Raw genomic sequence first — 26,348 nt, 5'->3', positions numbered from 1 at the left:
CTTTGCTAAAGAGGGGATTTATCTTTGCGAAATAATGGAGATCTCTATTCTTCATCAAGAACTTCTCCCTCTTTAGCAAAGAGGGGTAGGGGAGATTTGGCAGAAGCAAAGGCGAAGAAATTAGCTAATAAATTTACGAAAATTTTATATTTAAAAAATTCAAATCAGGGTACTTAAACCCAAACCCATCCGCCAACAAATGCGTTGGTACAAGCGGTTGATTATCCAACAAAATTGCCGAACGTTCGCCAAGTAGCCATTTCAATACAAAAGCAGGTACGTGGCAAAATGCAGGTTTACTACACTGCTTTGCCAACCAGCAGTTGAATTCCGCATTGGTCACAGGATAAGGTGAAACGAAATTATACACCCCAACGCAGTTCGGATTTTCCAATAAGAAACATAGGGCACGCAAATAGTCCTCTAATGCAATCCATGCCCAATGCTGTTTGCCATTACCTAGTTTCCCTCCAAGCCCTAAGCGATAAAGTGGGAGCATCCTTTTTAATGCCCCTCCTCGTTCGGAAAACACAATACCCGTGCGGATAAGGCAAAGCCTTGTGATGGCTTCTGTTTTTAACGCTTCTACCTCCCACTGTTTGCATAATTCTGCAATAAATCCACCGCTTGAAGGCGTTTTTTCAGTACCAAATTGGTCTGTCGGCAAATCACCGTAAAAGCCAGTAGCAGAACTCGAAATAAACACGGCGGGCGGTTGTGTGCTTTTAGCAAAGAGATTAGCAAGCTGATTGGTTAGTTTCACACGACTGTCGAACAATTTTTGCTTTTGCTTTTCTGTCCAACGTTTATCAAAAATCGGTTCGCCTGCAAGGTTAATCACGGCATCAAATTCATTTAAATCGCTGAAGTTTGCAAGGGTTTGCACAAATTTGACCGCTTGCTGAAGCCGTTTTGTTTTACGAGACAAGAGCGTGAGATTATGCCCTTTTTCAAGCAGAAACGGCACTAAATGCGAACCTATAAAGCCAGTGCCACCTGTGAGTAAAATTCGCATTAGAATGAGCTTTCAAAAAGGGTTTTGACCGTTTGCATTAGGTCGTCAATATCCGTGCCACGCGTTGGGGTGATGAAAATTGTGTCATCACCTGCAATCGTGCCTAAAATGCCTTCGCTTTTACCGATGGAATCCAGCAAGCGTGCAATCAACTGTGCCGCTCCAGGGCTGGTTTTCACGACGATCAATAGATCGTTATGATCGATGTCCACCACCAAATTTTTGAGCGGGCTGGATGTAGTCGGCACACCTAATTCATTTGGTAGCTGGTAAACCATTTCCATTTTAGTATTGCGGGTGCGAATAGCACCGAATTTAGAGAGCATTCGAGAGACTTTAGATTGGTTAATGTTTTCAAAGCCTTGCTCCTGTAAAGCCGTCACAATTTCGCTTTGTGAACCAAACTTTTCTTCTTTTAATAGAGCCTTGAATGCTTCAGAAAGTTTATCCATGAGTTTCCTTTTCAGTTAAAAATGCAATTTCTATGCAGAATTCTTGCGTATCTATGCATAAAAAGCAATTTGTTCTGTTAATTTTCTTAATGAATCAAATGATTATTTGGTAAAAACTTGATTCAGATTATATTTTCAACAGAACAAACTCCCCTTTTTAGGTAAAAATCTGTTAAAATTTCTCCAATTTTGAGATTAAATTCTTCATTTTAATAGGAGTTTTTTTATGAAATTAACCCTTTTAGGTGCTGCTGGCGGTATCGGTCAAACTTTGGCATTATTGTTAAAATTACGTTTACCAATAGGCACAGAATTAGCCCTTTATGATATCTCACCTGTTACACCAGGTGTTGCAGTAGATATTAGCCATATTGCAACCTCTGTAAAAGCCATCGGTTATGCAGGCGAAGAGAACTTAGCAGCGGCATTAAAAGATGCACATATGGTACTTGTTACTGCAGGCGTGGCACGTAAACCTGGTATGACCCGTGCCGATTTATTCAATATCAACGGTAACATCATCAAAAACTTGGTTGAAAAAGTAGCAGAAGTGTGCCCTGATGCGTGCGTGGGTATTGTAAGTAACCCTGTAAATACATTGGTGCCATTAGCGGCAGAAGTATTACGCAAAAAAGGGGTATACGACAAACGTAAATTATTTGGTGTTTCCACTTTAGACGTTGTGCGTGCGAAAAGTTTTGTGTCTGAATTAAAAGAAAAACACGCTGAAACTGTGAAAGTGCCTGTCATCGGTGGTCACTCTGGTCCAACCATTCTGCCATTACTTTCTCAAGCGTTATCTGAAGGTCGTAAAATTGACTTCACACAAGAAGAAATTGAAAGCTTAACTCACCGTATCCAAAATGCAGGAACGGAAGTAGTTGAAGCAAAAGCAGGCGGCGGATCAGCAACACTTTCAATGGCGGAAGCGGGTGCACGTTTTGCCGTAGCGGTATTCAAAGCATTATTAGGTGAAGACTGCGTGCGTTATGCGTATGTAGAAAGCAAAAAAGACAGTGGCTATCCAGAATTCTTTGCTCACCCTGTGCGTTTCGGTTTAACAGGCGTGGAAGAAATTCTGCCAATTGGTCAATTAAGTGAATATGAGCAAGAAAAATTAAAAGCACTTGAAGAAGTATTAGAAGCGGATATTAAGTTAGGCAAAGACTTTGTAAATGCTTAATTTTTTCTTTATTTTTCCGAGGGTTGATTTTATCAGCCCTTTTTTCTAAATTGAGCGAAAATACATAAGGAGTCTACTATGAATAAAACATATTTAATTGGCTTAGTTATTTTATCTACCACCCTCGTGAGTTGTGGAAATCGCCCAACCCCTGAAGTAAAAGGTAATGTAACTGTCGTTGCTGCTCCAGATACCGAAACAGCAGATTACAATATTCGTTTTAGTGAAAGCAATGTAAAAGGACAAATATCTATCCAATCAAGAACGCCCCAAAAAGAAGTGGCTTTTATCCCCGAAAAAGCCACCGCAATTTGTAATGATGGCACATTCTCTATGTCTCTCCTAAATGAAGCTTGCTTAAATAATGGCGGTGTGAAAGAGGCAATTTCGAGATATTATTCGAAATAGAGATTGTTAGGTTTACATAAAAATGTAGGACGAAGTGTTGAGCTTCGTCCTTTTTTATCGTACACATTCCACAATTTCAGAAATATCACAATCTAAAACTTCACAGATTTTTAAAAGCACATCTGTTGTCACATTTTCGTTATTTCGTAATTTATAAAATGTACTCTTGCTGATCCCCGATAAGAGTATTAGATCTTTGTGCTTCATTTCTCTATCGATAAGTAATTTCCATAACTTTTTGTAGCATAGTGTCATTATCTATCCTTTTAAAACCAGAAAAAGTTTTCTATCTCAAACTTTTTTCATATAATAAAAAACATCTTGATTTTTATAAAGATGTATTGTACTGTATATATAAACAATTTTTTAAGATTCTTATGATTGAAATAAAAGATAAACAGCTCACAGGATTACGCTTTATTGACCTTTTTGCAGGATTAGGTGGCTTTAGACTTGCTTTAGAATCTTGCGGTGCTGAGTGCGTTTATTCTAATGAATGGGATAAATATGCACAAGAAGTATATGAGATGAATTTTGGTGAAAAGCCTGAGGGCGACATTACCCAAGTAAATGAGAAAACCATTCCTGATCACGACATTTTATGTGCAGGGTTTCCGTGCCAAGCGTTTTCTATTAGTGGAAAACAAAAAGGATTCGAGGACAGCAGAGGTACGCTCTTTTTTGATATTGCACGTATTGTCCGTGAAAAAAAACCTAAAGTGGTTTTTATGGAAAATGTGAAAAATTTTGCATCGCATGATAATGGAAATACGTTAGAAGTTGTAAAAAATACAATGAATGAATTGGACTATTCTTTTCATGCTAAAGTATTAAATGCTTTAGATTATGGGATTCCACAGAAAAGGGAACGTATCTATATGATTTGTTTTCGCAATGATCTCAATATTCAAAATTTCCAATTTCCAAAACCTTTTGAGCTTAATACTTTTGTGAAAGATTTGTTATTACCTGATAGCGAGGTGGAACACTTAGTTATTGATAGAAAAGATTTGGTAATGACAAACCAAGAAATTGAGCAAACAACCCCCAAAACAGTTCGACTTGGTATTGTAGGAAAAGGTGGGCAAGGAGAACGAATTTATAGCACAAGAGGCATTGCAATTACCTTATCTGCTTATGGTGGCGGCATTTTCGCTAAGACAGGGGGATATTTAGTAAACGGGAAGACACGGAAATTACACCCTAGAGAGTGTGCTAGAGTAATGGGCTACCCAGATAGTTATAAAGTCCACCCGTCAACCAGCCAAGCATATAAACAATTTGGTAACTCAGTTGTTATCAATGTACTTCAATATATTGCTTATAACATTGGTTCATCATTAAATTTCAAACCATATTAAATTGAAAGGGGCATAGCCCCTTAGCAATTATAAAGAAATAGCTGCCTCAAAAGCTTTTCTATCTTCATTAAGAATAAATAGAGAAATATTATTTTTTAATGATATTGAAAATATAACATTAGCATTAAAAGTATTAGATAAAATCTTAACGTGATAAGCTCCATTATTCTCTTTAATTAAAAAATCCTTATCATCTCCTGAAATTCTTTTATCGTGAATGTTCTCGTCAGAATGCAGTTCCAACCCCCTCATCGTATAAGAGATGCCTTTTTTATCTAACGCCTGTTTGAAATCAGGAAGGCTTTTCGAATTGAGATGTCTTGAACCGCTTTTTTTAATTCTGTATGTACAAGATACGTTAAAGTAATGCTCGAAGTGTTCAATAGGAAATATAATAAAATCACCATTAGAAGTAATAAAGAATTTCACACTTTTACTTTTATAATATTCCTTAATCCAATTTACAAATACAGATTCAGGTAATGGAATAATTTTCCCTTTAGTAGATAAATTAGCATATTCAGAGAAGTTTTCTGACATAAATTGCATTATTTTTTGAGTATAGGGATTTATTTCACTCTTATTTTTCGGTGAATAATCAAATTTATATTCAGCTCTATTAGGAATTAAAACAAATTGACCGCATTGGGAATGTGGCATTTTTGCTTCTATATAGAATGGATTATTTCCTGTAAAAAGAATATCACTTGTTGTAGAATCACTTTCGCCTTTTTTCGCAAATTTGTTTCCATAAGTTTTATTTAAATAAGTAACACAAAAAACTTCAAATTCTTTCCAATTCATTTTCATTCCTTAATAAGTTGCTGATTTTAGTACAAGGGTAAATGACACATAGATTGCGTGGGATTATGTAGTTTGCGGCAATGTAATAAACCCAACACAACTATTGCTAAAACTATTCTAGCAGATAAAGCTCTGAAATTACGTATCCACAAATATGATTTACAACCCTTTCGGTACTATCTTTTCAAAATTTTCTCAAAAATCTCTTGCATAATTATGCAAAAATTCATAATATTCATTCAATTTGTTGATTTACATAACAGGACTTAACGAATGGCAATTCGTCTTTATCACGTCAATTTTTTCTATGGCAACAACCAAGCTCTTTTTGACATCAACCTTGATGTTGAAAAAGGCGATGTGGTGGTGTTGCTTGGCCCCTCTGGGGCAGGGAAAAGTACGCTTATTCGCACACTGAATTTATTGGAAGTACCTCAAGAGGGTACGCTGGAAGTGGCGAAACATAGCTTTAATTTATCCGCCAAAATGGATGCAAAACAGATAGCACTACTGCGTCGTGAGGTGGGAATGGTGTTCCAGCAATATCATTTATGGAACCATTTAACCGTGCTACAAAACTTAATTGAAGCACCGATGAAAGTGTTGGGAATATCGAAAGGAGAAGCGATTACACAGGCAAAAGCCCATTTAGAACGTTTACGTTTAGGCGAATTTACTGATCGTTTTCCGCTTCAACTTTCAGGTGGTCAGCAACAGCGTGTAGCAATTGCTCGTGCATTGATGATGCAACCACAAGTGTTGTTATTTGATGAACCAACCGCAGCACTTGACCCAGAAATCACCGCACAAGTGGTGGATATTATTAAGGAATTAAAAAATACAGGCATCACGCAGGTAATCGTAACGCACGAGGTGGGCGTAGCTCGCAAAGTGGCAACCAAAGTGGTGTATATGGAGAAAGGGCATATTATTGAGCAAGGCGATTCAAGTTGTTTTGAACAGCCAAAAACAGCAGAGTTTGCTCAATATCTTTCTCATTCTGAATAATTAAACACATATTTAATAAGGACTTTCTTATGAAAAAATTACTTATCGCATCCGCTATTGCATTCGCAACTTTCTCAGCACAAGCAAAAGATTTAACTTTCGCAATGGAACCAAGCTACCCACCGTTTGAAACCACCAACGAAAAAGGTGAAATCATCGGTTTTGATGTCGATATTGCCAATGCAATTTGTAAAGAAATCCAAGCAAATTGCTCGTTCAAAAGCCTCTCTTTTGATGGTTTAGTGCAAGCGGTGAAACAAAAACGTATTGATGGTGCAATTTCTGCAATGGACATTACTGAAGCACGTAGCAAACAAGTGCTTTTCTCTGAGCCTTACTACGACAGCTCGGCGAGCTTTATCGCATTAAAAGGCAAAGCGGATTTAGCAAGTGCGAAAAACGTGGGCGTACAAAACGGTACTACTTTCCAACAGTACGTTGTGGCAGAAGCGAAACAATATGCACCGAAAGCGTATAATTCACTTCAAGATTCTATTTTAGACTTAAAAAATGGTCGTATTGATTTAATTTTTGGCGATACTGCTGTGCTTGCGGATATGCTTTCAAAAGAAGCAGATTTAACTTTCGTGGGCGAGAAAGTGACCAATAAAAAATACTTCGGTAATGGCTTAGGGATTGCGATCAACAAAGGTAACAAAGATCTTGTAGATGAGTTAAACAAGGGTTTAGCAACCATCAAAGCGAACGGCGAATACAAAAAAATCTACGATAAATGGATGACAAACAAGTAAGCTATGTTTACCGAATATCTTCCTTTAATTTACAGTGCAACGCTCATGACGCTTGGGCTTGCACTGGCTTCTCTTGTCGTCGGCTTGTTACTTTCCATTCTTTTTGTAAGTTTGGAGATGAATAAGACCGCTTGCATCAGCAAACCAACCACGGTTTTTCTCACTTTAATGCGTGGTTTACCTGAAATTTTGGTCGTGTTGTTAATCTATTTCGGTTCAACTGAGCTGATCGAAAAAATCACAGGTGAATACATCGAATTTAGTGCCTTTAACAGCGGTGTGCTGGCGTTAAGCGTGATTTTTGCTGCTTATGCTTCACAATCACTGCGTGGGGCAATTCAAGCGATTCCGAACGGACAGTGGGAAAGTGGAGCGGTGTTAGGTTTAAGCCGCCGTTATACTTTCTTGCACATCATTATGCCTCAAGTATGGCGACACGCTTTGCCTGGTTTAAGTAACCAATGGCTTGTATTGCTGAAAGATACCGCCTTAGTTTCGCTGATTGGTGTCGATGACTTAATGCGACAAGCCGACCTTATCAATACCAACGAGCATCAACCATTCACATGGTATGGCTTTGCAGCATTGATTTACCTTGCAATTACCCTAATTAGCCAAGTGATTATTCGCCGTCTTGAACTGCGTTTCACCCGTTTTGAGCGAGGAGGCAAATAATGTGGGATTATTTCTTAGTTATCGCACAAGGTATTCCAACTAGCCTTAGCTTAATGGCGGTGTCGTTAATGATTGCATTTGTGTTGGCGATCATTTTCACGTTCTTGCTTTCAATGGAAAATAAATTCGTGAAAAGCTTAGTCAATGGCTATTTGATGCTCTTTACAGGCACGCCGCTATTAGTGCAATTTTTCTTAATTTACAGCGGGCCAGGTCAATTTGAATGGCTCACACAAAGTCCACTTTGGGCATTATTTTCTGATGCGTGGTTTTGTGCAGTATTGGCTTTAGCACTAAATAGTGCGGCATACTCAACGCAACTTTTCCACGGAGCAGTAAAAGCGATTCCGAAAGGGCAATGGGAAACGTGTGCCGCATTAGGTTTAAGCCGTTTAGATACGCTCAAAATCTTGATTCCGTATGCGTTAAAACGAGCGTTACCTTCTTACAGCAACGAAATCATTTTGGTTTTCAAAGGCACATCACTTGCCTCCACCATCACGATTTTAGATATTATGGGCTATGCCAAACAGCTTTACGGCACGGAATATGATGCAATTACCATTTACGGTATCGCTGGGGCAATTTATCTTGTGATCACTGGCATTATGACTGTACTATTGCGTAAATTAGAACATAAAGTGCTGGCATTTGAGCGAGTGTAGTTTTCTACAAGCGGTCAATTTCTGGCATAAATTTGCAATCTTACTTGATCTTTCACACAAAGGGCGTATTATTCGCCCTTTGTTTTTTCTGGGTTCCCTAACCCCAATCTCTACTAAAAAGGAAAATTATGCATTACCCAATCCCATTTTCTGATCTGCAAAAGCGATCTTCTCTGAAACTTTTAGCCTTTTTCCATATTTTTATCTTAACTATCAGCAATTTCTTAGTACAACGCACTTTTGAAATTACTGTACCCTTTACCGATTATGTCATCCCAACCACCTGGGGTACATTCACATTCCCATTTATCTTTTTAGCAACAGATTTAACGGTGCGGGTATTTGGCGCTGAGCTAGCACGCAAAATTATTTTCGTCGTAATGTTCCCCGCCTTGTTGATTAGCTATGTGATTTCCGTGCTGTTTTTTGAAACACAGTTCCAAGGTTTCTCCGCACTAAGCAAATTTAATTTCTTTGTGTTCCGCATCGCACTAGCCAGTTTCAGCGGTTATGCAGTAGGTCAGATTTTAGATATTTTGGTGTTTAACCGCCTACGCCAAGGCAAATCGTGGTGGCTTGCACCAACTTGCTCGACCATTTTCGGTACGATGATCGACACCTTCGTCTTCTTTGCTGTTGCTTTCTATCAAAGCGAAGACGTTTATATGGCAGAACATTGGTTTACCATCGGTACGGTAGATTATGCGTTCAAGCTTTTTGTCAGTCTGTTGCTATTCTTACCACTTTATGGCGTGGTGCTAAAATTTATTATGCAAAAATTCGATTTGAAATAGCTATTTCAACCGCTTGTAGGGCTTATATTGTAACGCTACCCATTGATTACGCTTTTTCGAAGAAGAATGCAATTTGGGAATTGCATCGAAAAAAGGTATAATTCCTAAAATAGGTAGACATTTCAAAAATATTTGGCTTGCTTAGGTCATAATTACCTTTACTACAAGTCATTTTGAAACATCTTCAAAACCCTAATTTTTAATGATAAAGAGAACGTTATGAGCAATATTCCATTAAGAAATGAACAAGAAATCGAGAAACTTCGCGAAGCCTGCAAATTGGCTTCAGATGTGTTAGTGATGATCGAACCTTATGTGAAAGAGGGTGTGAGCACAGGCGAATTAGACCGCATTTGCCACGAATATATGGTTAATGAGCAGAAAGTGATTCCTGCTTGTTTAAACTATCACGGTTTCCCAAATGCAACCTGTATTTCAGTCAATGAAGTAGTGTGTCACGGTATTCCAAATATGGATAAAAAACTGAAAAATGGTGACATTGTGAACATTGACGTAACGGTGATCAAAGACGGCTATTTCGGCGACAACTCCAAAATGTATGTGGTGGGCGAACCTTCTATTCGTGATAAACGCTTGTTAGAAGTAACACAAGAATCACTTTACATTGGCTTACGTCAAGTAAAACCAGGTATCCGCTTAAAAGAGATTGGCACAGCGATTCAAAAATATGTGGAAAAAGAAGGCTTCTCTGTGGTGCGTGAATATTGCGGACACGGCGTAGGAACAGAATTCCACTGCGATCCGCAAGTATTGCACTACAACGGTGATGATGGTGGCGTAGTGTTAAAAGAAGGCATGGTGTTTACCATTGAACCGATGGTCAATGCAGGTAAAAAAGAGATCCGCACGATGAATGATGGTTGGACGGTAAAAACCAAAGACCGTAGTCACTCAGCTCAATATGAGCATCAAATTGTGGTAACCAAAGATGGCTGTGAAGTGATGACCATTCGTGATGAAGAAATTGCCGAAGGGCGAATTTCGCACATTATGAAAAACGCATAAAACTAATATGAAAGCCTATAAACTTTGCAATTCTGATCTGTCCTAAAAGTTGGGCAAGGATACTTACTCTGTCAATTAAACTTCTTAGGCTAGAACTAAGTGGAAGCGGCTATTTAATGAAAATAATAAGCTGAAATGGTTTTATTTATACTGACAGGCAACTTTTTCTTATTTAGCTATCTTAACCTAAATAGAATTTTTAGTCGTTATCTAGGACAGCCCCAATTTTTTCAAATTTCAGGTAAAATTAAACCGCTTGTTAGCAAAAACAAGCGGTCATTTTTCGCAAAAACTTACTGATTTACCCACCAACTCGCAACTCCAATTACCACCGCAAAAATTAACAACCAAACGAGCTGGAGTTTATTGTTTTGTCGGTTGATTTCTTGGTTAATTTTTCTACGTTGTTCAAGTTTTTGGCAGTAAATTTCTAAATCTGCCTCTTTAAACGAGAAACCGCAATGTGGGCAAGCTTGCGCACTTTCGCTGATTTTCTTGCGACATTCCGGGCAACGATGTAATGCCATTTTATTTCCTACCAAATCCGAATCTGTTTTTCTGGTGAGCGGTACATTTTATCGCCTTGTTGAGTGCCAAAAGCTTGGTGAAAGCCTTGAATATTCAGCACAGGAGCGAAAGCTCGGAAATGGCCTGGTGCATGTGGGTCACTTTTTACTTGATGCGTTAAGGCTTCTACCGTCGCTTTATAACGCCAAGAGCGTGTCCAGCTCATAAAAAAGCGTTGATCGGAAGTGAGATTTTCAAGCACAGGGCTTTTGCCTTTATCTTGCTCGAAAAGCTTGAGAGCATCATATGCAATGCTAAGTCCACCAAGATCAGCAATGTTTTCACCAAGTGTAAAACGACCATTTACATGCACGTTTGGAGCAACCTCAAACTGATTAAATTGTGCAACGAGTTTGTCGGCAAGTTGTTCGAATTGTTGGCGATCTTTAATTGTCCACCAATCGGTTAAATTGCCTTCACCATCAAATTTTGAACCACTATCATCAAAACCGTGAGTAATTTCGTGTCCAATAATTGCACCAATTGAACCAAAGTTCACCGCAGGATCGGCATTAACATCGTAAATTGGCGATTGCAAAATCCCTGCAGGGAATACAATGCGGTTCATTAATGGACTGTAAGAGGCATTCACTACTTGTGGCAGCATTCCCCATTCATTTAGATCGACTGCTTTACCGACTTTATTCAGACTATATTGATAATTCCATTTGGCAATTTCTTGCATATTAGCGTAGAGCGTTCCTCCCTGCTCAACCGTTTTAAGCTGCAGTGAACTGTAATCTTTCCACTTATTTGGATAACCTACTTCGGTGAGGAATTTGTCTAATTTTGCTTTCGCCTTTTGCTTAGTTTCAAGTGACATCCAACTTAGATTATCAATACGATGGTGGTAAGCCTTAATTAAATATTGTGCCATTTCAAGCAAATTTCGTTTAGCCGTCTCAGGGAAAAATTCCTCAACATAGAATTGTGCAAAATCTTGCCCGATCCAACTATTCACAGTTGAAAGTGCTCGTTTTTCCAATGAACGTTGCTGTTTTTGCCCTGTGAGCGTTTTACCGTAGAAATTGAAATGCAATTCGTCCATTTCTTTATTGAGATACGGTGATGCACCAGACAGGGTGCGGAAGATCATATAATCCTTAATCACCGCTAAATTTTGGACGTTAATCAGGCTATCGAAGGCTCGGAAATAACGCGGTTCCCATAAAATCACATCGTCCGTCTTGACACCAACTGCTTGTAGATAATTCGCAAGATTGAAATTTTTGCTTAGTTTTGCCAAATTTTGGGTAGAAATTGGGTTGTAGCGTTTTTGAATATCGCGTTCTTCTTCGTTAGTAAAGAGGGTTTTAGCAATCGCTTTTTCATAATTAACGATGGCTTTAGAGCGTGCTTTTACGTTATCGAGGCCTGCTTTCTCGAGAATTTTAGCGACATAATCTTGATATTTAGCGAGTATTTGGCGATTTTCTGGAGTATCTTTTTGGTAATAATCGTTACTTAAACCGAGATCTTCGTTACCAAGATAAACGGCATTTTGTCGAGAATGTTTAAGGTGAGCGAACACGCCCCAACTAAAAAGCGGATCATTGCCTTGTTTGGTTTCATTGATGATGTAATGCTCTAAGTCAGCAAGCGTTCGGATGGCTTGGATTTTGTCAAGATCCGCTTTTACAGGGGTTAAGCCTGCTTTTTCGCGTGCATTTAAATCGGTGTAGGTTTCAAAGATCGCTTTGATGTGTTGAGCCTTGGGATCATTTGCAAATTTTGCATCAGAAATTACCGCTTGTAGCAGTGTAAGCGAGCGTTTTTCGTTGAGTTCATTAAGCTCAGCAAGCGTGCCCCACGAAGTGCGATCAGCGGGAATAGTCGTACTGTTTTCCCATTTACCATTAACATAGCGATAGAAATCTTGGCGAGGGGAGATATTGTTATCCATTCCTTCGGTTAAGGTGCTTGTATAGTGTTGGGTAGCATTGCAACCCGTGAGTAAGGCACAGCTGATTAGGCTGAGATTAATGCCTAATTTTTTGAGGTTCATTTAATTTCTCCAATTGTATTTGGACAATCTGGTTATTTCTACGTAAGAGGGCTTTATCCCCACTATTTAGGACGGGGATAAACCCCATCCCTACGATAAAACTCCCAGAATTGTTTAATAATTAATTTTAATCGATCATATTTTATCAAAAATTTGCAAATTTTTTTAATTTTGCCCTTGAAGCGTGTTTTTTTGTCCCTATTTATTGCTCCGTCTGAATGAGCGAATTCAAACGCTCCATTCTTTTGAATCATAGCTGATAAGAAATTTAGACGGTGGGCTTGAAAAGCATTAAACGAACCTTATCTTTTCGGCAACATAAACTAATTCAAACGAATTTATCTAGAAGGAAAAAAAATTATGGGAAAAATCATTGGTATTGACTTAGGTACAACAAACTCTTGTGTAGCAGTAATGGATGGCGACAAAGCTCGCGTAATTGAAAATGCAGAAGGTGCACGTACAACCCCTTCAATTATTGCTTATACAGATAATGAAACTTTAGTGGGTCAGCCAGCAAAACGTCAAGCAATTACTAACCCGAAAAATACGTTATTCGCTATCAAACGTTTAATTGGTCGTCGTTTTGACAGCGAAGAAGTACAACGCGATATTAAAATTATGCCTTTCGAAATCGTGCGTGCAGATAACGGCGATGCGTGGGTAAATGTAAAAGGCGATAAATTAGCGCCGCCACAAATCTCTGCTGAAATATTGAAAAAAATGAAAAAAACGGCAGAAGATTTCTTGGGTGAATCTGTGACTGAAGCAGTAATTACTGTGCCTGCGTACTTCAACGATGCACAACGTCAAGCAACTATCGACGCAGGTAAAATTGCAGGTTTAGATGTTAAACGCATTATCAATGAACCAACAGCGGCTGCGTTAGCATTCGGTTTAGGTTCAAGCAAAGAGAACCAAGTGATCGCAGTTTACGACTTAGGTGGTGGTACATTCGATATTTCAATCATCGAAATTGATAACTTTGATGGAGAACAAACTTTCGAAGTGTTAGCAACCGGTGGTAACACTCACTTAGGTGGTGAAGATTTCGATAATCGCGTAATCGACTACATCATTGATGAGTTCAAAAAAGAGCAAGGTGTTGATTTACGTAACGACCCAATGGCATTACAACGTGTGAAAGAAGCAGCTGAAAAAGCGAAAATCGAACTTTCATCAGCACAATCTACAGAAGTGAATCTTCCGTATATCACAGCAGATGCAACAGGTCCTAAACACTTAGCAATCAGCGTAACTCGTGCGAAATTAGAAGCTTTAGTTGAAGATTTAGTAGCAAGCTCAATTGATTCATTAAAAGCAGTATTAAAAGATGCAGGTAAGAGCGTAAACGAAATCCACGATATCATTCTTGTGGGTGGTCAAACTCGTATGCCATTAGTGCAACAAAAAGTGGCTGAATTCTTCGGTAAAGAAGCACGTAAAGACGTAAACCCAGATGAAGCGGTGGCAATTGGTGCTGCGGTTCAAGGTGGCGTATTAAAAGGTGATGTTAAAGACGTTCTATTATTAGACGTAACCCCATTATCTTTAGGTATCGAAACCATGGGTGGCGTAATGACTACCTTAATTGAGAAAAACACTACGATCCCAACTAAAAAATCGCAAGTGTTCTCAACAGCAGAAGATAACCAAGCAGCGGTAACTATCCACGTGTTACAAGGTGAGCGTAAACGTGCGGCAGACAATAAATCTTTAGGTCAATTCAACCTAGAAGGTATCAACCCTGCACCGCGTGGTATGCCACAAATTGAAGTTACTTTCGACATCGATGCGAACGGCGTAATCAACGTATCTGCGAAAGATAAAAACACAGGTAAAGAGCAACAAATTCGCATTCAAGCATCTTCAGGTTTATCTGATGAAGAAATCCAACAAATGGTTCGTGATGCAGAAGCGAACGCAGATGCAGACCGTAAATTTGAAGAGTTAGTACAAGCGCGTAACCAAGCAGACGGTATCGCACACGCAACTCGCAAACAAATTACCGAAGCAGGTGATGCGTTAGCCGCTTCAGACAAAGAGAAAATTGAAGCAGCGGTGAGTGAACTTGAAACTGCAGCAAAAGGCGAAGACAAAGCTGAGATTGAAGCGAAAATTGAAGCATTAATCAAAGCATCTGAGCCGTTAATGCAAGCAGCGCAAGCAAAAGCACAAGCTGGCGAACAACCACAACAATCATCAGCAAAAGATGATGGCGTGGTAGATGCTGAATTTGAAGAAGTGAAAGATAACAAATAATTTCACGGCTCTTCGAGCATAAATAAAGGGCGTGGAAACACGCCCTTTTGGTGTATGTAGTTCTTAATATGGATGATTTTGAAAAAGACACAAGAGAGATTATTTCCCAAATATCTAGAATATTAGGAAAAGAAATACCAGAAACTAGTTATCGATTTGAAGTTCTTGGTGTTCCTCATCTAGCTCCCAAATCTTTGGCGAAAGGGAAAATGGCTATTTATATTTTTAAATATAAAGATACCTATTTAAAAATAGGTAAAGTGGGGGCTAAAAGCAAAGCTAGATATACTTCTCAACATTATTTACCAGATTCATCTCCCAGTAACTTAGCAAAGTCAATTTTAAAAGATGAATTATTTTCTATCTCTCATTCAATTACTAAAGATAATGTTGGTCAGTGGATTAAAGATAACTGCCAAAGAATAAATATCTTAATTGATAAAGAATTAGGACATTTTGCATTATCGTTAATTGAAACAATGTTGCATTATAAATACCAACCTAAATATGAAGGTTTGAGTATTGTATGTTAAACGAAGTTCTATGCGAGTATAGAATCAACGTATAGCTTTCAATCTCTATTACAAGCGGTCAAATTACAATACATATTTACAAATAGAAATATTATGGCAAAAAAAGATTACTACGAAGTCCTTGGGTTACAAAAAGGGGCAAGTGAGAATGACATCAAACGTGCGTATAAACGTTTGGCATCTAAACATCACCCGGATAAAAACCAAGGCAGCAAAGAAGCAGAAGAAAAATTTAAAGAGATCAACGAAGCCTATGAAGTGCTAGGCGACAGCCAAAAACGTGCGATGTACGACCAATACGGTCACACTGCCTTTGAACAAGGTGGCGGCGGAGCGGGTGGCTTTGGCGGATTTGAAGGCTTTAGCAGCGGTGGTTTCGGTGGATTTGAAGATATCTTCAGCGAAATGTTTGGCGGTGGTTTTGGCGGTGGCAGCGGTCGTCGTCAACGTGTGGTGCGTGGCGATGATTTACGCTACGATATCGAAATCACGCTAGAAGAAGCAGTGAAAGGTTGCAAAAAAGATATTCGCATTTCGACATTAGCAGAGTGTGATACCTGTCATGGCACTGGTGCAGAAAAAGATTCTAAAGTGGAAACTTGTCCGCATTGTCATGGTTCTGGTCGAATTCGTCGTCAACAAGGTTTCTTTGTAAGTGAATCCGTTTGCCCAAGCTGTCACGGTTCAGGCAAGAAAATTGAGAAACCATGTAAATCTTGTCACGGTGATGGGCGTGTTCAAAAAGCGAAAAATCTATCGGTCACGATTCCAGCAGGTGTAGATACAGGTAACCAATTACGCTTATCAGGCGAAGGTGCTGCAGGGGAAAATGGTGCACCAGCGGGCGATTTATATGTAGTAATCCATGTTCGTGACCATGAAATTTTTGAGCGTGATGGTTCAAACCTTTACTGCGAAGTGCCAATTAGCTTCACTCAAGCTGCATTAGGTGGCGAGATTGAAGTGCCAACTTTAGAAGGCAAATTGAAACTTAAAATTCCAGCCGAAACCCAAACGGGTAAACTCTTCCGTGTACGAGGTAAAGGAGTGGCAAGCCCGAGAGGTGGCTACGCAGGTGATTTAATCTGCAAAGTGATTGTTGAAACACCAGTAAAATTAAGCGAAGAACAAAAAGAACTTCTGCGCAAATTAGAAGAAAGTTTTGACGGCAAAGGCAAACATCGCCCACAGCAAGAGGGATTTCTAAATAGCGTTAAGAATTTTTTTGGAAATTTAGGTAAGTAATAAAAAAGGACTAAGGTTTGATCTGCACCTCAAAAGTTAGACTAAACTTCTAACGGATTAAGGTGCAGATTTTTTATAACTAAATACAATCAACTTTTCAAACAACAAATCGTGAATTTCTATTTTGAACTTCACGAAAAACCTTGCTTTCACTCTAAAGTATTTCAATTTACCTAAAAGAACCGTTAGATTGCACAATACAAATATTTCGGCAATGAATGACTGGTATTACACGGCAAAAAATGAACCTGACTCCAAACCCAAAGGTCGGTTAAGTATGAATACCTCTACCACCCAAAATAGAAGAACGTTTACACCTATGCAGCCTTAAATTAGAAGTAGAGGCTGCTTTTATAAAAATGCAAGCCCTTCGTTTTATCCCGTTTTACATCGCGTAAGTAATAACTTTCACCACTTTAGAAACCCCACGCACATTACGAGCAACCTCAGTGGCTGCATCTGCTTGTGTGTGCGAAAGTTTACCGATTAAGAAGACTTCACCATTTTCGGTAATCACTTTGACTTCTGTAGTTTTCACTTCACCATTTAAAAGAAGCTTAGACTTAATTGTCGTGGTAATCCAGCTGTCTATCGCAACTTGTGAAGCACGAATGACTTCACCTGTGCGAATTTCATTCACTACTTCTTTTACACCTTCTACACCTGCTGCAATATTTTTTGCTGTTTCTGCGGCTGTATAATTGGGTGCTTGCCCAATCAATAAGACTTTACCATTGTAAACAACGACATTAATGCGAGTCTCTGTCTTTAATTGTGCATCGTTATTTAAATTCTGTGCAACTTTTTCTTCTAAAATTTCATCATCTACTTGTGTACCTGCTGAACGTGGATCGGTTGCCACTTTCCCTGCGACAGCAGCTGTAGTCACCACTGCGGTGGTAATACAGCCTTGTAATAAAAGTAATACTGCTCCAAGCAGAAACGGTGAGAGAGTTTTTTTAATTAACGTTTTCATAGCTTGTTCCTTCAGAAAAAAGTAGATGATCGACCAATTCACAGAGCAGATTTACACAGAACAGATGCCCTTCAATAATACGTGCCTCATTAGTGGAAGGGATGACAATTTCAATGTCTTCATCTTCCAACAAACCTTGCGTATGCTCGTTATGGCTACTCGTAAATACGATAATATCCAAACCTTCGCCTTTTGCAAAATGGATCGCATTTAAGACCGCTTCTTCATTACCAAGAGGCGAAAAGCAAACAAAAATATCGCCTTTACGATACACAGCCTGCAACTGTTTTTGGTAGAGCAAATCAAGCTCATTGCGTTGAATTGCCACCCCTGCTACTGTACCTGTTAAGTCTAATTGCACAGCATAAAGCGTTGGGCGAGCTAGCTCATATTGATGCAACAGATGACTTACTAGTAACTGTGCATTACCATAAGAACGCCCGTGTCCGCAAACAATCATTTTATTACCGCGTAACAAACAGTTTTGCATCTGTTTTGCTGCTTGCTCCAACCTTGTAGGCAATAATTCAGTTGCCGCAATTTGGAGTTGGATGCTTTCGGTAAAGCTATTTTGGATTTTTTCTAACATCATAATGTTGGATATTACCCTAAAAAATTGGGCAACCAAAGAGGCGGATTATCACCCTCAAAGGCAACCACATCGAAACGGCATTTTGCAGTGTCTAAACTCTGATTACGCTTGGTAAATAACCACATATTCGCCGCATTAAGCCATTTCTGCTGCTTGCGATAATCGATGCTTTCCACCGCACTACCAAAACGGCTCGATTTACGTTGCCGAACTTCCACAAACACGATAGTATCGCCATCTGCCATCACTAAATCTAACTCGCCACATTTAAAAGTCTCGTTAGCCGCAATGAATTTCAGCCCTTGCGTTTCTAAATAAACTCGGGCTTTTTGCTCATAAATCGAACCTTGTGACCGCTTGTTACTGAACTTGCTCAACAGCACCATTGTGATATTGCAACCAAGATAAATTACGTTCGATATTACAATTTTGTCCCGCACTTAACACGCCTGTTAAGCCAGAAACTCTATAACCAGGGATTTTATTTAACTCATTGAATTTATTTGCCAAAGACCACGCATCTGCCCCCATTGCGTATAAACGCATTTTGGCAAAATCGCCTGCAGATAAATTCGCCGATTTTTTGTATTCATCTGAAGTTGGATCAGCTAACAGTGGGATTTCACTGAATTTTACACCTTCCATCACAGTATAAAAATCTGCATCATTCGTTGGTGAATTCGTGCGTGAAGAGGTATAAATAGCTAACTGATCTTTTAATGACGAAGCGTCAATGCCTTGCTTAATCAACACCACATCCTCTGGCGAACCGAGCAAATACAAACCACCTTGCGTGATACCTGCACTTAAAATGGATGCAATGGCATCTTCAGCAGAAGAGTAATAACGCACATCCGCATCATTACCTGTGAGCTGACGCCAACGTTGGGCGAAAGTATCGCCTGAACGTTGTCCTACATCGCCTTGCGGTACGGAAACAATCACATTGCGTTTACCTTCATTGTAAATACGATCTGCAGCCGCTTTCGCTTCGGCTTCTGGCGCTAAGCCGTAGTAGCAAACTTGCGGAATCGCCCTCGCATTTGGCGTTGCATTTAACGCCAATAAATTCACATTGTTAAGCTCTGGGCTACTTAATGCCGCATCCACATTCTCTTTCAACAATGGACCAACAATCGTGCTTGCCCCCTCTTGTTTCGCTTGTGCAATCAGACTATTAACATCCGCCACTGCGGTGTCATAAAAACGCACCATTGTGCCATCATTACCGCGTGCATCATTAAAGCCTCTTTGTACTAACTGCCCCAAAATTTGCGCATCTCCACTTAACGGTAATAGCACTGCCACACCATTAAGCTGCGTTTGTTGGTAACTTGCTACATTTTGTAACTCAGCTGGCATCACATTGACCGCACTATGATTTGGATATTGCATCTTCCATTGATTCAATGCCTGTTGCATTTGTACTGGATTCATCACATTTTGATTGTAAAGCGAAATCAAGGCAATCCAACCTGCAAATTCCACTTCGCCCGCTTGCGGTTGAGCTTGTTCAATGCCACGATTAGCCTTTCTAAGCGTATTCCAAATAATATCGTTATTCTCTTGGCGAGCTTTGTTGTCAAACAAATAACCATTCATCAGCGAACGAGCTCGCACAATTTCTTCCCCATTTTTATGGTTTTCTGCCACTTGAGCTTGGGTTTGGTAAACTCGCAACATTTGAGCTTGGCTAAGCGGTTCATTTTTCGCATTGTTTTGCAAAGCTCTCAAACCATTCAAAGCCTCCTCATTTTTACCTTGTAATGCCGCAAGTTGAGCCGAAACTAACGCATATTCTAATTTTTGCACAGGATTTTCTTGAATATCTTTCATAAATGGCGTGAGCTCATTTAACGCATCTTGTGCCTCGTCTGCCTTATTTTCTTCCACTAACTTACGTACCGCCAAAAGCTGATAAGAAACTTTATCTTCTTTCTCTTTTGCTTGATCTGCTTTGTTAATGTAAAACTCAGAGCTTGCGTATGCCTCATTTTTCATTGATTCCGTTACCAAATTAGGCGAACTACACGCTGCCACTAAAAGAGACACAAGAGTTGGGACAAAAACGGTTTTCATTTTTTGTCGAAGTGCTACTGCCATTTTATTCTCCCTAAAATGCATAAAAAAAGTATAATGCGGTAATATTTTAAATCTTACTTATCAAATATCTGAAAATCAAATGAAAAACGAACAAAACGGCATTTTATATATTGTTGCCACCCCGATTGGTAATTTAGGCGACATCACTCAGCGTGCATTAGACACCTTCGCACAAGTCGATTTAATCGCCGCCGAAGACACCCGCCACAGCGGATTACTTTTAAGTCACTACGGCATTAAAAAGCCCTTTTTTGCTCTACACGACCACAACGAACAGCAGAAATCGGTCGTTTTAGTAGATAAATTAAGCAAAGGAGAAAATATCGCCCTGATTTCAGATGCAGGCACGCCACTCATTAGCGACCCTGGCTTTCACCTCGTTCGCCACTGCCGACAAGCAGGCATTCGTGTTGTGCCTGTAGTCGGTGCTTGTGCTGCGATTGCCGCATTAAGCTGTTCAGGCATTGCTTCAGACCGTTTTTGTTTTGAAGGATTCTTGCCCGCCAAAACAAAATCACGTTGCGATAAATTAGAAGCCTTAAGCGAAGAACATCGCACACTGATTTTCTACGAATCGACCCACCGCATTTTAGACACGCTTGCTGATATGCAAAAAATTTGGGGATCTGACCGTTATATCGTGATGGCAAGAGAACTCACTAAAACGTGGGAAACCCTTCACGGTGACATACTCGGTAACTTAATCGAATGGCTGAATGAAGATAGCAACCGCACTAAAGGCGAAATCGTGCTAATTGTGGAAGGCAAACCCGAAACCGAAGAGGAAAGTTTTAGCCCACAAGCGGTCAAATTATTCGAACTTTTAACCAACGAAATGCCAATGAAAAAAGCCGCTAGCATCGTGGCAGAGACTTTTGGCTATAAGAAAAATGCCCTTTATCAGTTTGGATTGGAGCATTTTGAGAAGTAAGATATCTCTGAAAGGAATAAAAAATCCCACAATTTGATCTGCACCCCAAAAGTTAGACTAAACTTCTAACTGATTAAGGTGCAGATTTTTTATTTAATCTACTTCAACAAATACTCACGCAATGTAGCGAAATCTGCTGGCATTGTATCGGATAACAATTCCATTTTATTGTGTTTATCCAATGCTTCTGGCAATGGTAACTCAATGTCTAAAATGCGTTCTACTGACTCTTTAAATTTCGCTGGGTGGGCGGTACAGAGGAAAATACCTGTTTCGCCTGCTTGGAGTTGGTCTTTCAACACTTGGTAAGCAATAGCACCGTGTGGTTCGCAGAGGTAGCCTTCCGCATATTGTGCTTTCAATGCTTCTTCCGTTTCTGCATCGTTTAACGCATCTGAACCTAAATCCGCTAAGCTCCAGCCATTGCGTTTGAAAAGTTCTTCTACACGTGGCCAGTTGTTTGGACGGCTCACATCCATTGCATTTGAAAGCGTTGCCACTGTTGTGTTCGGCTCCCATTTGCCTGATTTTAAGTAGCGTGGAACGGTGTCATTTGCATTGGTTGAAGCAATGAAACGCTTGATTGGTAAACCTAAAGTTTTTGCAATTAACCCTGCGGTTAAGTTACCGAAGTTGCCACTTGGCACAGAAACGACTACTTCTGAACGTTTCTCTTTCGGTAATTGTGCCACGGCTTCAAAATAGTAGCACACTTGAGCAAGCAAGCGGCTGATATTAATTGAGTTTGCTGAGTTTAAGCCAATCGCTTGGCGAAGTTCTGCATCATCAAAGGCTTGTTTTACTAACGCTTGGCAAGCATCAAAGTCAGACTCAATCGCCACGGTACGGATATTGCCGCCAAGGGTACAGAATAATTTTTCTTGAAGCGGGCTGATTTTGCCTTTTGGATACAAAATCACCACATTGATGTTCTCTAAACCGTAGAAAGCATGTGCCACTGCCGCGCCTGTGTCGCCAGAAGTTGCGGTTAAAATGGTAATTTTGCCATCGCCACGCACGGCACTCAACGCTTGTGCCATAAAGCGACCGCCGAAATCTTTAAATGCAAGTGTTGGGCCGTGGAAAAGCTCTAACGCATAAATATCATCATTCACACGAGCAAGTGGTGCAGGGAAGGTAAACGCATTTGCCACCATTTTGTTGAGTGTCTCTCTCGGTAATTCATCCCCAATTAACGCACCTAAGATTTTTTGGCTACGTTCAACTAATGGTAAGGCTAAAAGTGCATCAATATCATCAAATTTTGGCAACACTTCAGGGAAGAAAAGCCCCTGATCTTTACCTAAACCTTGACGCACGCCCTGTGCGAAATTTACTTGTTCTTCTGGGTGTTTGATGTTGTATAAATTCATTCGGAATGTCCTTTACTATTTATGGAGTTATGCGTAGGGGCAGGGTTTATCCCCGACCAAATATATTAAAGAGCAACATTGTTGCTAAAAACTATCTGGATTTTTAACTATTATGCGAGCTTAGTCAATCTCAAGCGGTCAGATCTTAAAATTTTTTGCAAATCGCAGGAATTATTCCCCATTCTTGGCTTTGGGCTTGCTAACCTTTTCCAAATAGGGGTATGATTTTACTATCTTGCGAAAAAGCAAAAGGAGCAAAGAATGTACAAAACTACTCGCAAAATTGAATTACACAAACGCATTGCCTTAGTGGCACACGACAGCTGCAAACAGAGCTTATTGGCGTGGACGAAAAAACACGCTGAATCCTTAAAACCACACACTTTGTATGCCACAGGTACGACGGGCAATTTACTTTCTCACGAAACGGGCTTGGGTATTCACGCTTTATTGAGCGGCCCGATGGGCGGCGATCAACAGCTGGGAGGATTGATTGCAGAGAAAAAAATCGACTTGATGATTTTCTTCTGGGATCCAATGAACGCTGCCCCGCACGATCCTGATGTAAAAGCCTTAATGCGCATTGCGACTGTCTGGAATATTCCCGTAGCAATCAATGAAGCAACCGCTGATTTCTTATTACACTCTAGCTGTTTTAACCACGAAGTAGAGATTGAAGTGCCTGATTACGATCGCTATTTGACGGAACGTTTACAGCGTTAATGGACTAAAAATTAAACAATGAAAATTGCAACAAAAATGCCATCTCATTGGTTGAGTGCTCACGTGTTGAGCACTTTGCCAATTTTTATTACCACCAACCTTGCCGCCATTGGTATCTGGTTGCTTAACATTTCTGAGCACAGTATGCCACTGATTTTAGGCATTATTGCAGGCGGTTTGGTAGATTTAGACAACAACCTTTCTGGGCGATTTAAAAACCTTATCATTACCCTGATTGCCTTTGCGATTTCGTCCGCAGGGGCAACGCTTTCTTTGGAATTTGGCTGGCTTTTTGTACCGCTTGCGGTGCTCAGCACCTTTATTTTAGTCATGCTCGGCAGCATTGGGCAGCGTTATAGCACCATCGCTTTTGGTACGCTTGTTGTATCTGTTTATGCCTCGCTTACCTACATGCCCGAAACTACTTGGTACACCAATACATTGCTGATTTTAGCGGGAGCGTTGCTTTATGGTTTAGTCGCAATGTTAGTTTATATCGTCTTTCCAAACCGCACGGTACAAGAGAATTTGGCAAAATCTTACGAAGCCTTGGGCAGATATTTACAAGCGAAAGCTGCCTATTTTGATCCCGATGATGACGATGTAGTAGCTAAGCAGCGTGCTTTAGCACGCACGAATAGTGAAGTGATTCAGGCATTTGAACAAACTCGAGTGTCGCTCTTCTATCGCTTGCGTCGCCATAATCGCCAAACTCGGACACAAAAAATGTTGCGTTATTACTACACCGCCCAAGATATTCTGGAACGAGCCAGTTCGAGCCATTATCAATATCACGAATTTTTCCAGCACCTCAAAAACAGCGATTTAATTTTCCGTTTCCAACGCGTGTTGGAACTGCAAGCTATGGCGTGCCAAAAGGTGGCGGTGGCGTTGCGTTATGCGGAACATTATCAGCACAGCTCTCGCGGGGAAAAAGCAATGCAAGGCTTATTTAATTCGCTCAATTATCATCAAGAACAGGGGTTAAAAAGTGCGTATCGCTGGCAGTCGATTGCGGAAAACTTACGCAATATTGAAAGCCAACTTTGCCAGATTGAGCACGGCCAAAGCGAACAAGAAGAGGGCATGGAACAAGCGGTTAAAATGAGCAATAAATTTGCATCTAGCAAATCGCAGCATCTTTCTAACCGCTTGTTGGCGGAAAATGTGTCAGGTTTTCGCAATATGTGGCAAACCATTCAAAGCCATTGCAACCTCTCATCGCAACTTTTTCGCCACGCCATCCGCTTATCGGTCGTGGTAGGGTTGTGTAGTGCCATCGTGCCGATTTTCCATTTAGACGGCAAAGGCTACTGGGTGCTACTCACAGCAATTTTCGTCTGCCAGCCGAACTATTCGGCAACTAAGAAACGTTTAGGACAGCGGGTTATCGGCACTATCTTGGGCGTGTTGGTCGGAATGCTGTTGCGGGAATATTACCTTACATCCACTCTGGAAGCCGAGCTGGGCTTGATTGTGATTACCGCCAGCCTTTACACCTATTTCCGTTTCCGTCATTACAGTTTCTCAACCTTCTACATCACGCTGTTGGTATTGATAAGCCTTGATATTATTGGCATCGGTGCAGATGAGGGCATTTTACCGCGGGTGATTGATACGTTGGTCGGTACATCAATTGCTTGGTTTGCCGTCTCTTTTATTTTCCCCGACTGGAAGTATATCAACCTCAAACAGAACTTGAAATCGACCGTGCTGGCAAGCAGTAACTACCTACGCCACATCATTGCACAGCTGCAGTTTGGCTATAACGAACAGTTGCCATACCGCACCGCTCGTCGCGAAGTGCACAACTACATTTCTGCTTTGAGTTCTGCGGTGTCAAACCTAGACAGCGAGCCGAAAAAATACCAAGCGATTTCAGCAGTTGCCCCGAATTTACTAGGTATAAATTATACTTTGCTTGGCTATATTTCTGCACTGGGTGCCTATCGCATCGCCAGCCCGATGCTGAATCAACAGGTGGATTTTTCCGCGATTTTCTTCTCACATGGGCGGGAAGTAGCAACCATTATCGGGCAAATAGCAGAGGGCAAACGCTCGCCTGCAAAATTGGAAGCAAATTTGACCGCTATTGATAGCGATCTTGCCCAATTTGAGCAAACACATCACGAAAAACAGGATGAATTGAGCTTGGTGCTCATCCAACAATTACGCCTGATAGTGCAACTCCTTCCACAATTACAACATTTGATGCAAGAGAATGCACTAGGCGAATTGGAAAGAGAATTGGAAAAAGAAACAGAGGAATAAATGCAACAAATCAATATGAAAACAACAGGCACGCCCGATGTGCTTTTTATCGAAGAAACGGAAATTCCCCAACCACAAGCGGGCAAGATTTTAGTGAAAGTGGCATAATAAGCCTAGAATTGAGAAAAAGTGCGGTGAATTTCATCGCACTTTTTTTGTATAATAAAAGAAAAAAGGAGGAAAAACGTGCAACTCAAGAGTGCAAGAGAAGGTTTCTTTTTAGCGGGGCTTTATAACTTTATTGGTGTTTTAAGCTTTACCCAATTTTTTACTGACACCACTTTAATAGATAACGATCCGATTGTTTTCTCATGGCTCGGGCAAATTTCGATTTTGCTTTGGGGATTGGCGTATTGGTCGGTCGCTAAACGTTTCTGGCAAGTACCAGTTTTACTTTGGGTTTTCTGCGTAGAAAAATTGGTTTACTTCGGCGCTTGGTTACATTGGTTGCTGACTACACCAGAAAAATTAGATGTATTAGCAGGGCAATCGATGGTCTATTTCTGCTTTTTCGCGAGTTACGGCTTTGGCGATTTCCTCTTTGCCATTTTCTTTGCAAGAGTGGCAGTGGGGAGTATGAGGGGGAAGTTTGAGATTTGACGCAACTCATCGGACTCTGAAAAT

At 40.3% G+C, this 26,348-nt stretch carries 27 protein-coding genes; 16 read left to right on the top strand and 11 right to left on the bottom strand.

Features of this window, described 5'->3' with window-relative positions; all coding sequences use genetic code 11:
• Nucleotides 1-133 precede the first annotated feature (133 nt).
• Both B0185_RS07415 and argR read right to left on the bottom strand, forming a co-directional pair.
• Nucleotides 134-1,015 carry a TIGR01777 family oxidoreductase gene (locus B0185_RS07415; RefSeq protein WP_005706979.1) on the bottom strand — a complete coding sequence of 294 codons (882 nt, stop codon included), beginning with the start codon at nucleotides 1,013-1,015 and terminating at the stop codon, nucleotides 134-136.
• The gene (argR, locus tag B0185_RS07410; RefSeq protein WP_005706978.1) at nucleotides 1,015-1,467 is read right to left on the bottom strand and encodes a transcriptional regulator ArgR; all 453 of its coding nucleotides are present in this window, start codon (nucleotides 1,465-1,467) and stop codon (nucleotides 1,015-1,017) included. The genes B0185_RS07415 and argR overlap by 1 nt, the downstream gene beginning before the upstream one ends.
• Before the next feature lie 226 nt (nucleotides 1,468-1,693).
• On the opposite strand from argR, the gene mdh reads away from it, so the two are divergent.
• Nucleotides 1,694-2,650, top strand: a complete 957-nt coding sequence (mdh, locus tag B0185_RS07405; RefSeq protein ID WP_005706933.1) for a malate dehydrogenase — start codon at nucleotides 1,694-1,696, stop codon at nucleotides 2,648-2,650.
• A 78-nt stretch (nucleotides 2,651-2,728) separates the two neighbouring features.
• Nucleotides 2,729-3,058, top strand: coding sequence for a DUF3761 domain-containing protein (locus B0185_RS07400; RefSeq protein ID WP_005706945.1), 330 nt, complete (start codon nucleotides 2,729-2,731; stop codon nucleotides 3,056-3,058).
• Between the two features lie 54 nt (nucleotides 3,059-3,112).
• Here the strand turns inward: B0185_RS07400 and B0185_RS07395 are convergent, their stop codons facing one another.
• Complete coding sequence (locus tag B0185_RS07395; protein WP_039863319.1) at nucleotides 3,113-3,313, bottom strand: helix-turn-helix domain-containing protein; 201 nt, start codon at nucleotides 3,311-3,313, stop codon at nucleotides 3,113-3,115.
• Here B0185_RS07395 and B0185_RS07390 point away from each other — a divergent pair.
• Complete coding sequence (locus B0185_RS07390; RefSeq protein WP_232610054.1) at nucleotides 3,307-4,419, top strand: DNA cytosine methyltransferase; 1,113 nt, start codon at nucleotides 3,307-3,309, stop codon at nucleotides 4,417-4,419. The two genes, B0185_RS07395 and B0185_RS07390, sit on opposite strands and share 7 nt — an antisense overlap.
• Before the next feature lie 27 nt (nucleotides 4,420-4,446).
• On the opposite strand, the gene B0185_RS07385 is transcribed toward B0185_RS07390, so the two are convergent.
• Complete coding sequence (locus B0185_RS07385) at nucleotides 4,447-5,223, bottom strand: PDDEXK family nuclease (RefSeq protein ID WP_005706967.1); 777 nt, start codon at nucleotides 5,221-5,223, stop codon at nucleotides 4,447-4,449.
• A 273-nt stretch (nucleotides 5,224-5,496) separates the two neighbouring features.
• Between B0185_RS07385 and artP the strand changes: the two genes are divergently transcribed.
• The 6 genes from artP (at nucleotide 5,497) to map (ending at nucleotide 10,143) form a co-directional block, all read left to right on the top strand.
• Nucleotides 5,497-6,231, top strand: coding sequence for an arginine ABC transporter ATP-binding protein ArtP (gene artP / locus B0185_RS07380; protein WP_005706968.1), 735 nt, complete (start codon nucleotides 5,497-5,499; stop codon nucleotides 6,229-6,231).
• Between the two features lie 29 nt (nucleotides 6,232-6,260).
• Entirely contained in the window at nucleotides 6,261-6,983 is a 723-nt protein-coding gene (locus B0185_RS07375; RefSeq protein ID WP_005706980.1) for a transporter substrate-binding domain-containing protein, read from the top strand.
• A 3-nt stretch (nucleotides 6,984-6,986) separates the two neighbouring features.
• Nucleotides 6,987-7,658, top strand: a complete 672-nt coding sequence (gene artQ, locus B0185_RS07370) for an arginine ABC transporter permease ArtQ (protein ID WP_005706926.1) — start codon at nucleotides 6,987-6,989, stop codon at nucleotides 7,656-7,658.
• Nucleotides 7,658-8,323 carry an arginine ABC transporter permease ArtM gene (gene artM, locus B0185_RS07365; RefSeq protein WP_005706935.1) on the top strand — a complete coding sequence of 222 codons (666 nt, stop codon included), beginning with the start codon at nucleotides 7,658-7,660 and terminating at the stop codon, nucleotides 8,321-8,323. Before artQ ends, artM begins: the two co-directional genes overlap by 1 nt.
• Nucleotides 8,324-8,451: 128 nt before the next feature.
• Nucleotides 8,452-9,117 (top strand): 7-cyano-7-deazaguanine/7-aminomethyl-7-deazaguanine transporter, encoded by a 666-nt coding sequence (locus B0185_RS07360; protein ID WP_005706950.1) that lies wholly within the window; start codon nucleotides 8,452-8,454, stop codon nucleotides 9,115-9,117.
• Nucleotides 9,118-9,336: 219 nt separating this feature from the next.
• Nucleotides 9,337-10,143, top strand: coding sequence for a type I methionyl aminopeptidase (map, locus tag B0185_RS07355; protein WP_005706929.1), 807 nt, complete (start codon nucleotides 9,337-9,339; stop codon nucleotides 10,141-10,143).
• Nucleotides 10,144-10,436: 293 nt separating this feature from the next.
• On the opposite strand, the gene B0185_RS07350 is transcribed toward map, so the two are convergent.
• Nucleotides 10,437-10,670, bottom strand: a complete 234-nt coding sequence (locus tag B0185_RS07350) for a zinc ribbon domain-containing protein (protein ID WP_005706931.1) — start codon at nucleotides 10,668-10,670, stop codon at nucleotides 10,437-10,439.
• Nucleotides 10,671-10,678: 8 nt separating this feature from the next.
• Nucleotides 10,679-12,715 carry a M13 family metallopeptidase gene (locus tag B0185_RS07345; protein WP_005706970.1) on the bottom strand — a complete coding sequence of 679 codons (2,037 nt, stop codon included), beginning with the start codon at nucleotides 12,713-12,715 and terminating at the stop codon, nucleotides 10,679-10,681.
• A 360-nt stretch (nucleotides 12,716-13,075) separates the two neighbouring features.
• Here B0185_RS07345 and dnaK point away from each other — a divergent pair, with 360 nt between their 5' ends.
• The 3 genes from dnaK to dnaJ all read left to right on the top strand — a co-directional run bounded on the left by dnaK (nucleotide 13,076) and on the right by dnaJ (nucleotide 16,755).
• Nucleotides 13,076-14,977, top strand: coding sequence for a molecular chaperone DnaK (dnaK, locus tag B0185_RS07340; RefSeq protein ID WP_005706974.1), 1,902 nt, complete (start codon nucleotides 13,076-13,078; stop codon nucleotides 14,975-14,977).
• 68 nt (nucleotides 14,978-15,045) lie between these two features.
• Nucleotides 15,046-15,510 carry a hypothetical protein gene (locus B0185_RS07335; RefSeq protein WP_050855326.1) on the top strand — a complete coding sequence of 155 codons (465 nt, stop codon included), beginning with the start codon at nucleotides 15,046-15,048 and terminating at the stop codon, nucleotides 15,508-15,510.
• A gap of 93 nt (nucleotides 15,511-15,603) precedes the next feature.
• Nucleotides 15,604-16,755, top strand: coding sequence for a molecular chaperone DnaJ (gene dnaJ / locus B0185_RS07330; protein ID WP_005706986.1), 1,152 nt, complete (start codon nucleotides 15,604-15,606; stop codon nucleotides 16,753-16,755).
• Nucleotides 16,756-17,140: 385 nt separating this feature from the next.
• Here the strand turns inward: dnaJ and dolP are convergent, their stop codons facing one another.
• From dolP to B0185_RS07305, 4 genes are read right to left on the bottom strand one after another with little or no spacing between them, the layout of a single operon-like run.
• Nucleotides 17,141-17,731 carry a division/outer membrane stress-associated lipid-binding lipoprotein gene (gene dolP, locus B0185_RS07320; protein ID WP_005706940.1) on the bottom strand — a complete coding sequence of 197 codons (591 nt, stop codon included), beginning with the start codon at nucleotides 17,729-17,731 and terminating at the stop codon, nucleotides 17,141-17,143.
• Complete coding sequence (locus B0185_RS07315; protein WP_039863333.1) at nucleotides 17,715-18,320, bottom strand: D-sedoheptulose-7-phosphate isomerase; 606 nt, start codon at nucleotides 18,318-18,320, stop codon at nucleotides 17,715-17,717. The genes dolP and B0185_RS07315 overlap by 17 nt, the downstream gene beginning before the upstream one ends.
• A 14-nt stretch (nucleotides 18,321-18,334) precedes the next feature.
• Complete coding sequence (locus B0185_RS07310; RefSeq protein WP_039863322.1) at nucleotides 18,335-18,709, bottom strand: YraN family protein; 375 nt, start codon at nucleotides 18,707-18,709, stop codon at nucleotides 18,335-18,337.
• The gene (locus B0185_RS07305) at nucleotides 18,684-20,426 is read right to left on the bottom strand and encodes a penicillin-binding protein activator (protein ID WP_005706975.1); all 1,743 of its coding nucleotides are present in this window, start codon (nucleotides 20,424-20,426) and stop codon (nucleotides 18,684-18,686) included. Before B0185_RS07305 ends, B0185_RS07310 begins: the two co-directional genes overlap by 26 nt.
• Nucleotides 20,427-20,505: 79 nt before the next feature.
• Here B0185_RS07305 and rsmI point away from each other — a divergent pair, with 79 nt between their 5' ends.
• Nucleotides 20,506-21,357: a 16S rRNA (cytidine(1402)-2'-O)-methyltransferase gene (gene rsmI, locus B0185_RS07300; protein ID WP_005706990.1), complete on the top strand. Its 852-nt coding sequence runs from the start codon at nucleotides 20,506-20,508 to the stop codon at nucleotides 21,355-21,357.
• Nucleotides 21,358-21,455: 98 nt separating this feature from the next.
• Here the strand turns inward: rsmI and thrC are convergent, their stop codons facing one another.
• Nucleotides 21,456-22,730, bottom strand: coding sequence for a threonine synthase (thrC, locus tag B0185_RS07295; RefSeq protein WP_005706942.1), 1,275 nt, complete (start codon nucleotides 22,728-22,730; stop codon nucleotides 21,456-21,458).
• A gap of 261 nt (nucleotides 22,731-22,991) precedes the next feature.
• On the opposite strand from thrC, the gene mgsA reads away from it, so the two are divergent.
• The 3 genes from mgsA to B0185_RS07280 all read left to right on the top strand — a co-directional run bounded on the left by mgsA (nucleotide 22,992) and on the right by B0185_RS07280 (nucleotide 26,324).
• Nucleotides 22,992-23,453: a methylglyoxal synthase gene (gene mgsA / locus B0185_RS07290; protein ID WP_005706969.1), complete on the top strand. Its 462-nt coding sequence runs from the start codon at nucleotides 22,992-22,994 to the stop codon at nucleotides 23,451-23,453.
• An 18-nt stretch (nucleotides 23,454-23,471) separates the two neighbouring features.
• Nucleotides 23,472-25,724: a YccS family putative transporter gene (yccS, locus tag B0185_RS07285; protein WP_005706962.1), complete on the top strand. Its 2,253-nt coding sequence runs from the start codon at nucleotides 23,472-23,474 to the stop codon at nucleotides 25,722-25,724.
• A 186-nt stretch (nucleotides 25,725-25,910) separates the two neighbouring features.
• Nucleotides 25,911-26,324 carry a hypothetical protein gene (locus B0185_RS07280; protein WP_005706987.1) on the top strand — a complete coding sequence of 138 codons (414 nt, stop codon included), beginning with the start codon at nucleotides 25,911-25,913 and terminating at the stop codon, nucleotides 26,322-26,324.
• Nucleotides 26,325-26,348 lie beyond the last annotated feature (24 nt).

This window comes from Haemophilus parahaemolyticus, assembly GCF_002015035.1.
Classification (GTDB): domain Bacteria; phylum Pseudomonadota; class Gammaproteobacteria; order Enterobacterales; family Pasteurellaceae; genus Haemophilus_A; species Haemophilus_A parahaemolyticus.
The sequence above is the reverse complement of the archived record's forward strand: the minus strand, read 5'-3'. Positions and strand labels throughout refer to the sequence as shown.

Bases quoted from the DNA above. Each gene is read 5' to 3' on its own strand.
- B0185_RS07415 (WP_005706979.1), bottom strand. From the start codon at position 1,015: ATGCGAATTTTACTCACAGGTGGCACTGGCTTTATAGGTTCGCATTTA.
- argR (WP_005706978.1), bottom strand. From the start codon at position 1,467: ATGGATAAACTTTCTGAAGCATTCAAGGCTCTATTAAAAGAAGAAAAG.
- mdh (WP_005706933.1), top strand. From the start codon at position 1,694: ATGAAATTAACCCTTTTAGGTGCTGCTGGCGGTATCGGTCAAACTTTG.
- B0185_RS07400 (WP_005706945.1), top strand. From the start codon at position 2,729: ATGAATAAAACATATTTAATTGGCTTAGTTATTTTATCTACCACCCTC.
- B0185_RS07395 (WP_039863319.1), bottom strand. From the start codon at position 3,313: ATGACACTATGCTACAAAAAGTTATGGAAATTACTTATCGATAGAGAA.
- B0185_RS07385 (WP_005706967.1), bottom strand. From the start codon at position 5,223: ATGAATTGGAAAGAATTTGAAGTTTTTTGTGTTACTTATTTAAATAAA.
- artP (WP_005706968.1), top strand. From the start codon at position 5,497: ATGGCAATTCGTCTTTATCACGTCAATTTTTTCTATGGCAACAACCAA.
- B0185_RS07375 (WP_005706980.1), top strand. From the start codon at position 6,261: ATGAAAAAATTACTTATCGCATCCGCTATTGCATTCGCAACTTTCTCA.
- artQ (WP_005706926.1), top strand. From the start codon at position 6,987: ATGTTTACCGAATATCTTCCTTTAATTTACAGTGCAACGCTCATGACG.
- artM (WP_005706935.1), top strand. From the start codon at position 7,658: ATGTGGGATTATTTCTTAGTTATCGCACAAGGTATTCCAACTAGCCTT.
- B0185_RS07360 (WP_005706950.1), top strand. From the start codon at position 8,452: ATGCATTACCCAATCCCATTTTCTGATCTGCAAAAGCGATCTTCTCTG.
- map (WP_005706929.1), top strand. From the start codon at position 9,337: ATGAGCAATATTCCATTAAGAAATGAACAAGAAATCGAGAAACTTCGC.
- B0185_RS07350 (WP_005706931.1), bottom strand. From the start codon at position 10,670: ATGGCATTACATCGTTGCCCGGAATGTCGCAAGAAAATCAGCGAAAGT.
- B0185_RS07345 (WP_005706970.1), bottom strand. From the start codon at position 12,715: ATGAACCTCAAAAAATTAGGCATTAATCTCAGCCTAATCAGCTGTGCC.
- dnaK (WP_005706974.1), top strand. From the start codon at position 13,076: ATGGGAAAAATCATTGGTATTGACTTAGGTACAACAAACTCTTGTGTA.
- B0185_RS07335 (WP_050855326.1), top strand. From the start codon at position 15,046: ATGGATGATTTTGAAAAAGACACAAGAGAGATTATTTCCCAAATATCT.
- dnaJ (WP_005706986.1), top strand. From the start codon at position 15,604: ATGGCAAAAAAAGATTACTACGAAGTCCTTGGGTTACAAAAAGGGGCA.
- dolP (WP_005706940.1), bottom strand. From the start codon at position 17,731: ATGAAAACGTTAATTAAAAAAACTCTCTCACCGTTTCTGCTTGGAGCA.
- B0185_RS07315 (WP_039863333.1), bottom strand. From the start codon at position 18,320: ATGTTAGAAAAAATCCAAAATAGCTTTACCGAAAGCATCCAACTCCAA.
- B0185_RS07310 (WP_039863322.1), bottom strand. From the start codon at position 18,709: ATGGTGCTGTTGAGCAAGTTCAGTAACAAGCGGTCACAAGGTTCGATT.
- B0185_RS07305 (WP_005706975.1), bottom strand. From the start codon at position 20,426: ATGGCAGTAGCACTTCGACAAAAAATGAAAACCGTTTTTGTCCCAACT.
- rsmI (WP_005706990.1), top strand. From the start codon at position 20,506: ATGAAAAACGAACAAAACGGCATTTTATATATTGTTGCCACCCCGATT.
- thrC (WP_005706942.1), bottom strand. From the start codon at position 22,730: ATGAATTTATACAACATCAAACACCCAGAAGAACAAGTAAATTTCGCA.
- mgsA (WP_005706969.1), top strand. From the start codon at position 22,992: ATGTACAAAACTACTCGCAAAATTGAATTACACAAACGCATTGCCTTA.
- yccS (WP_005706962.1), top strand. From the start codon at position 23,472: ATGAAAATTGCAACAAAAATGCCATCTCATTGGTTGAGTGCTCACGTG.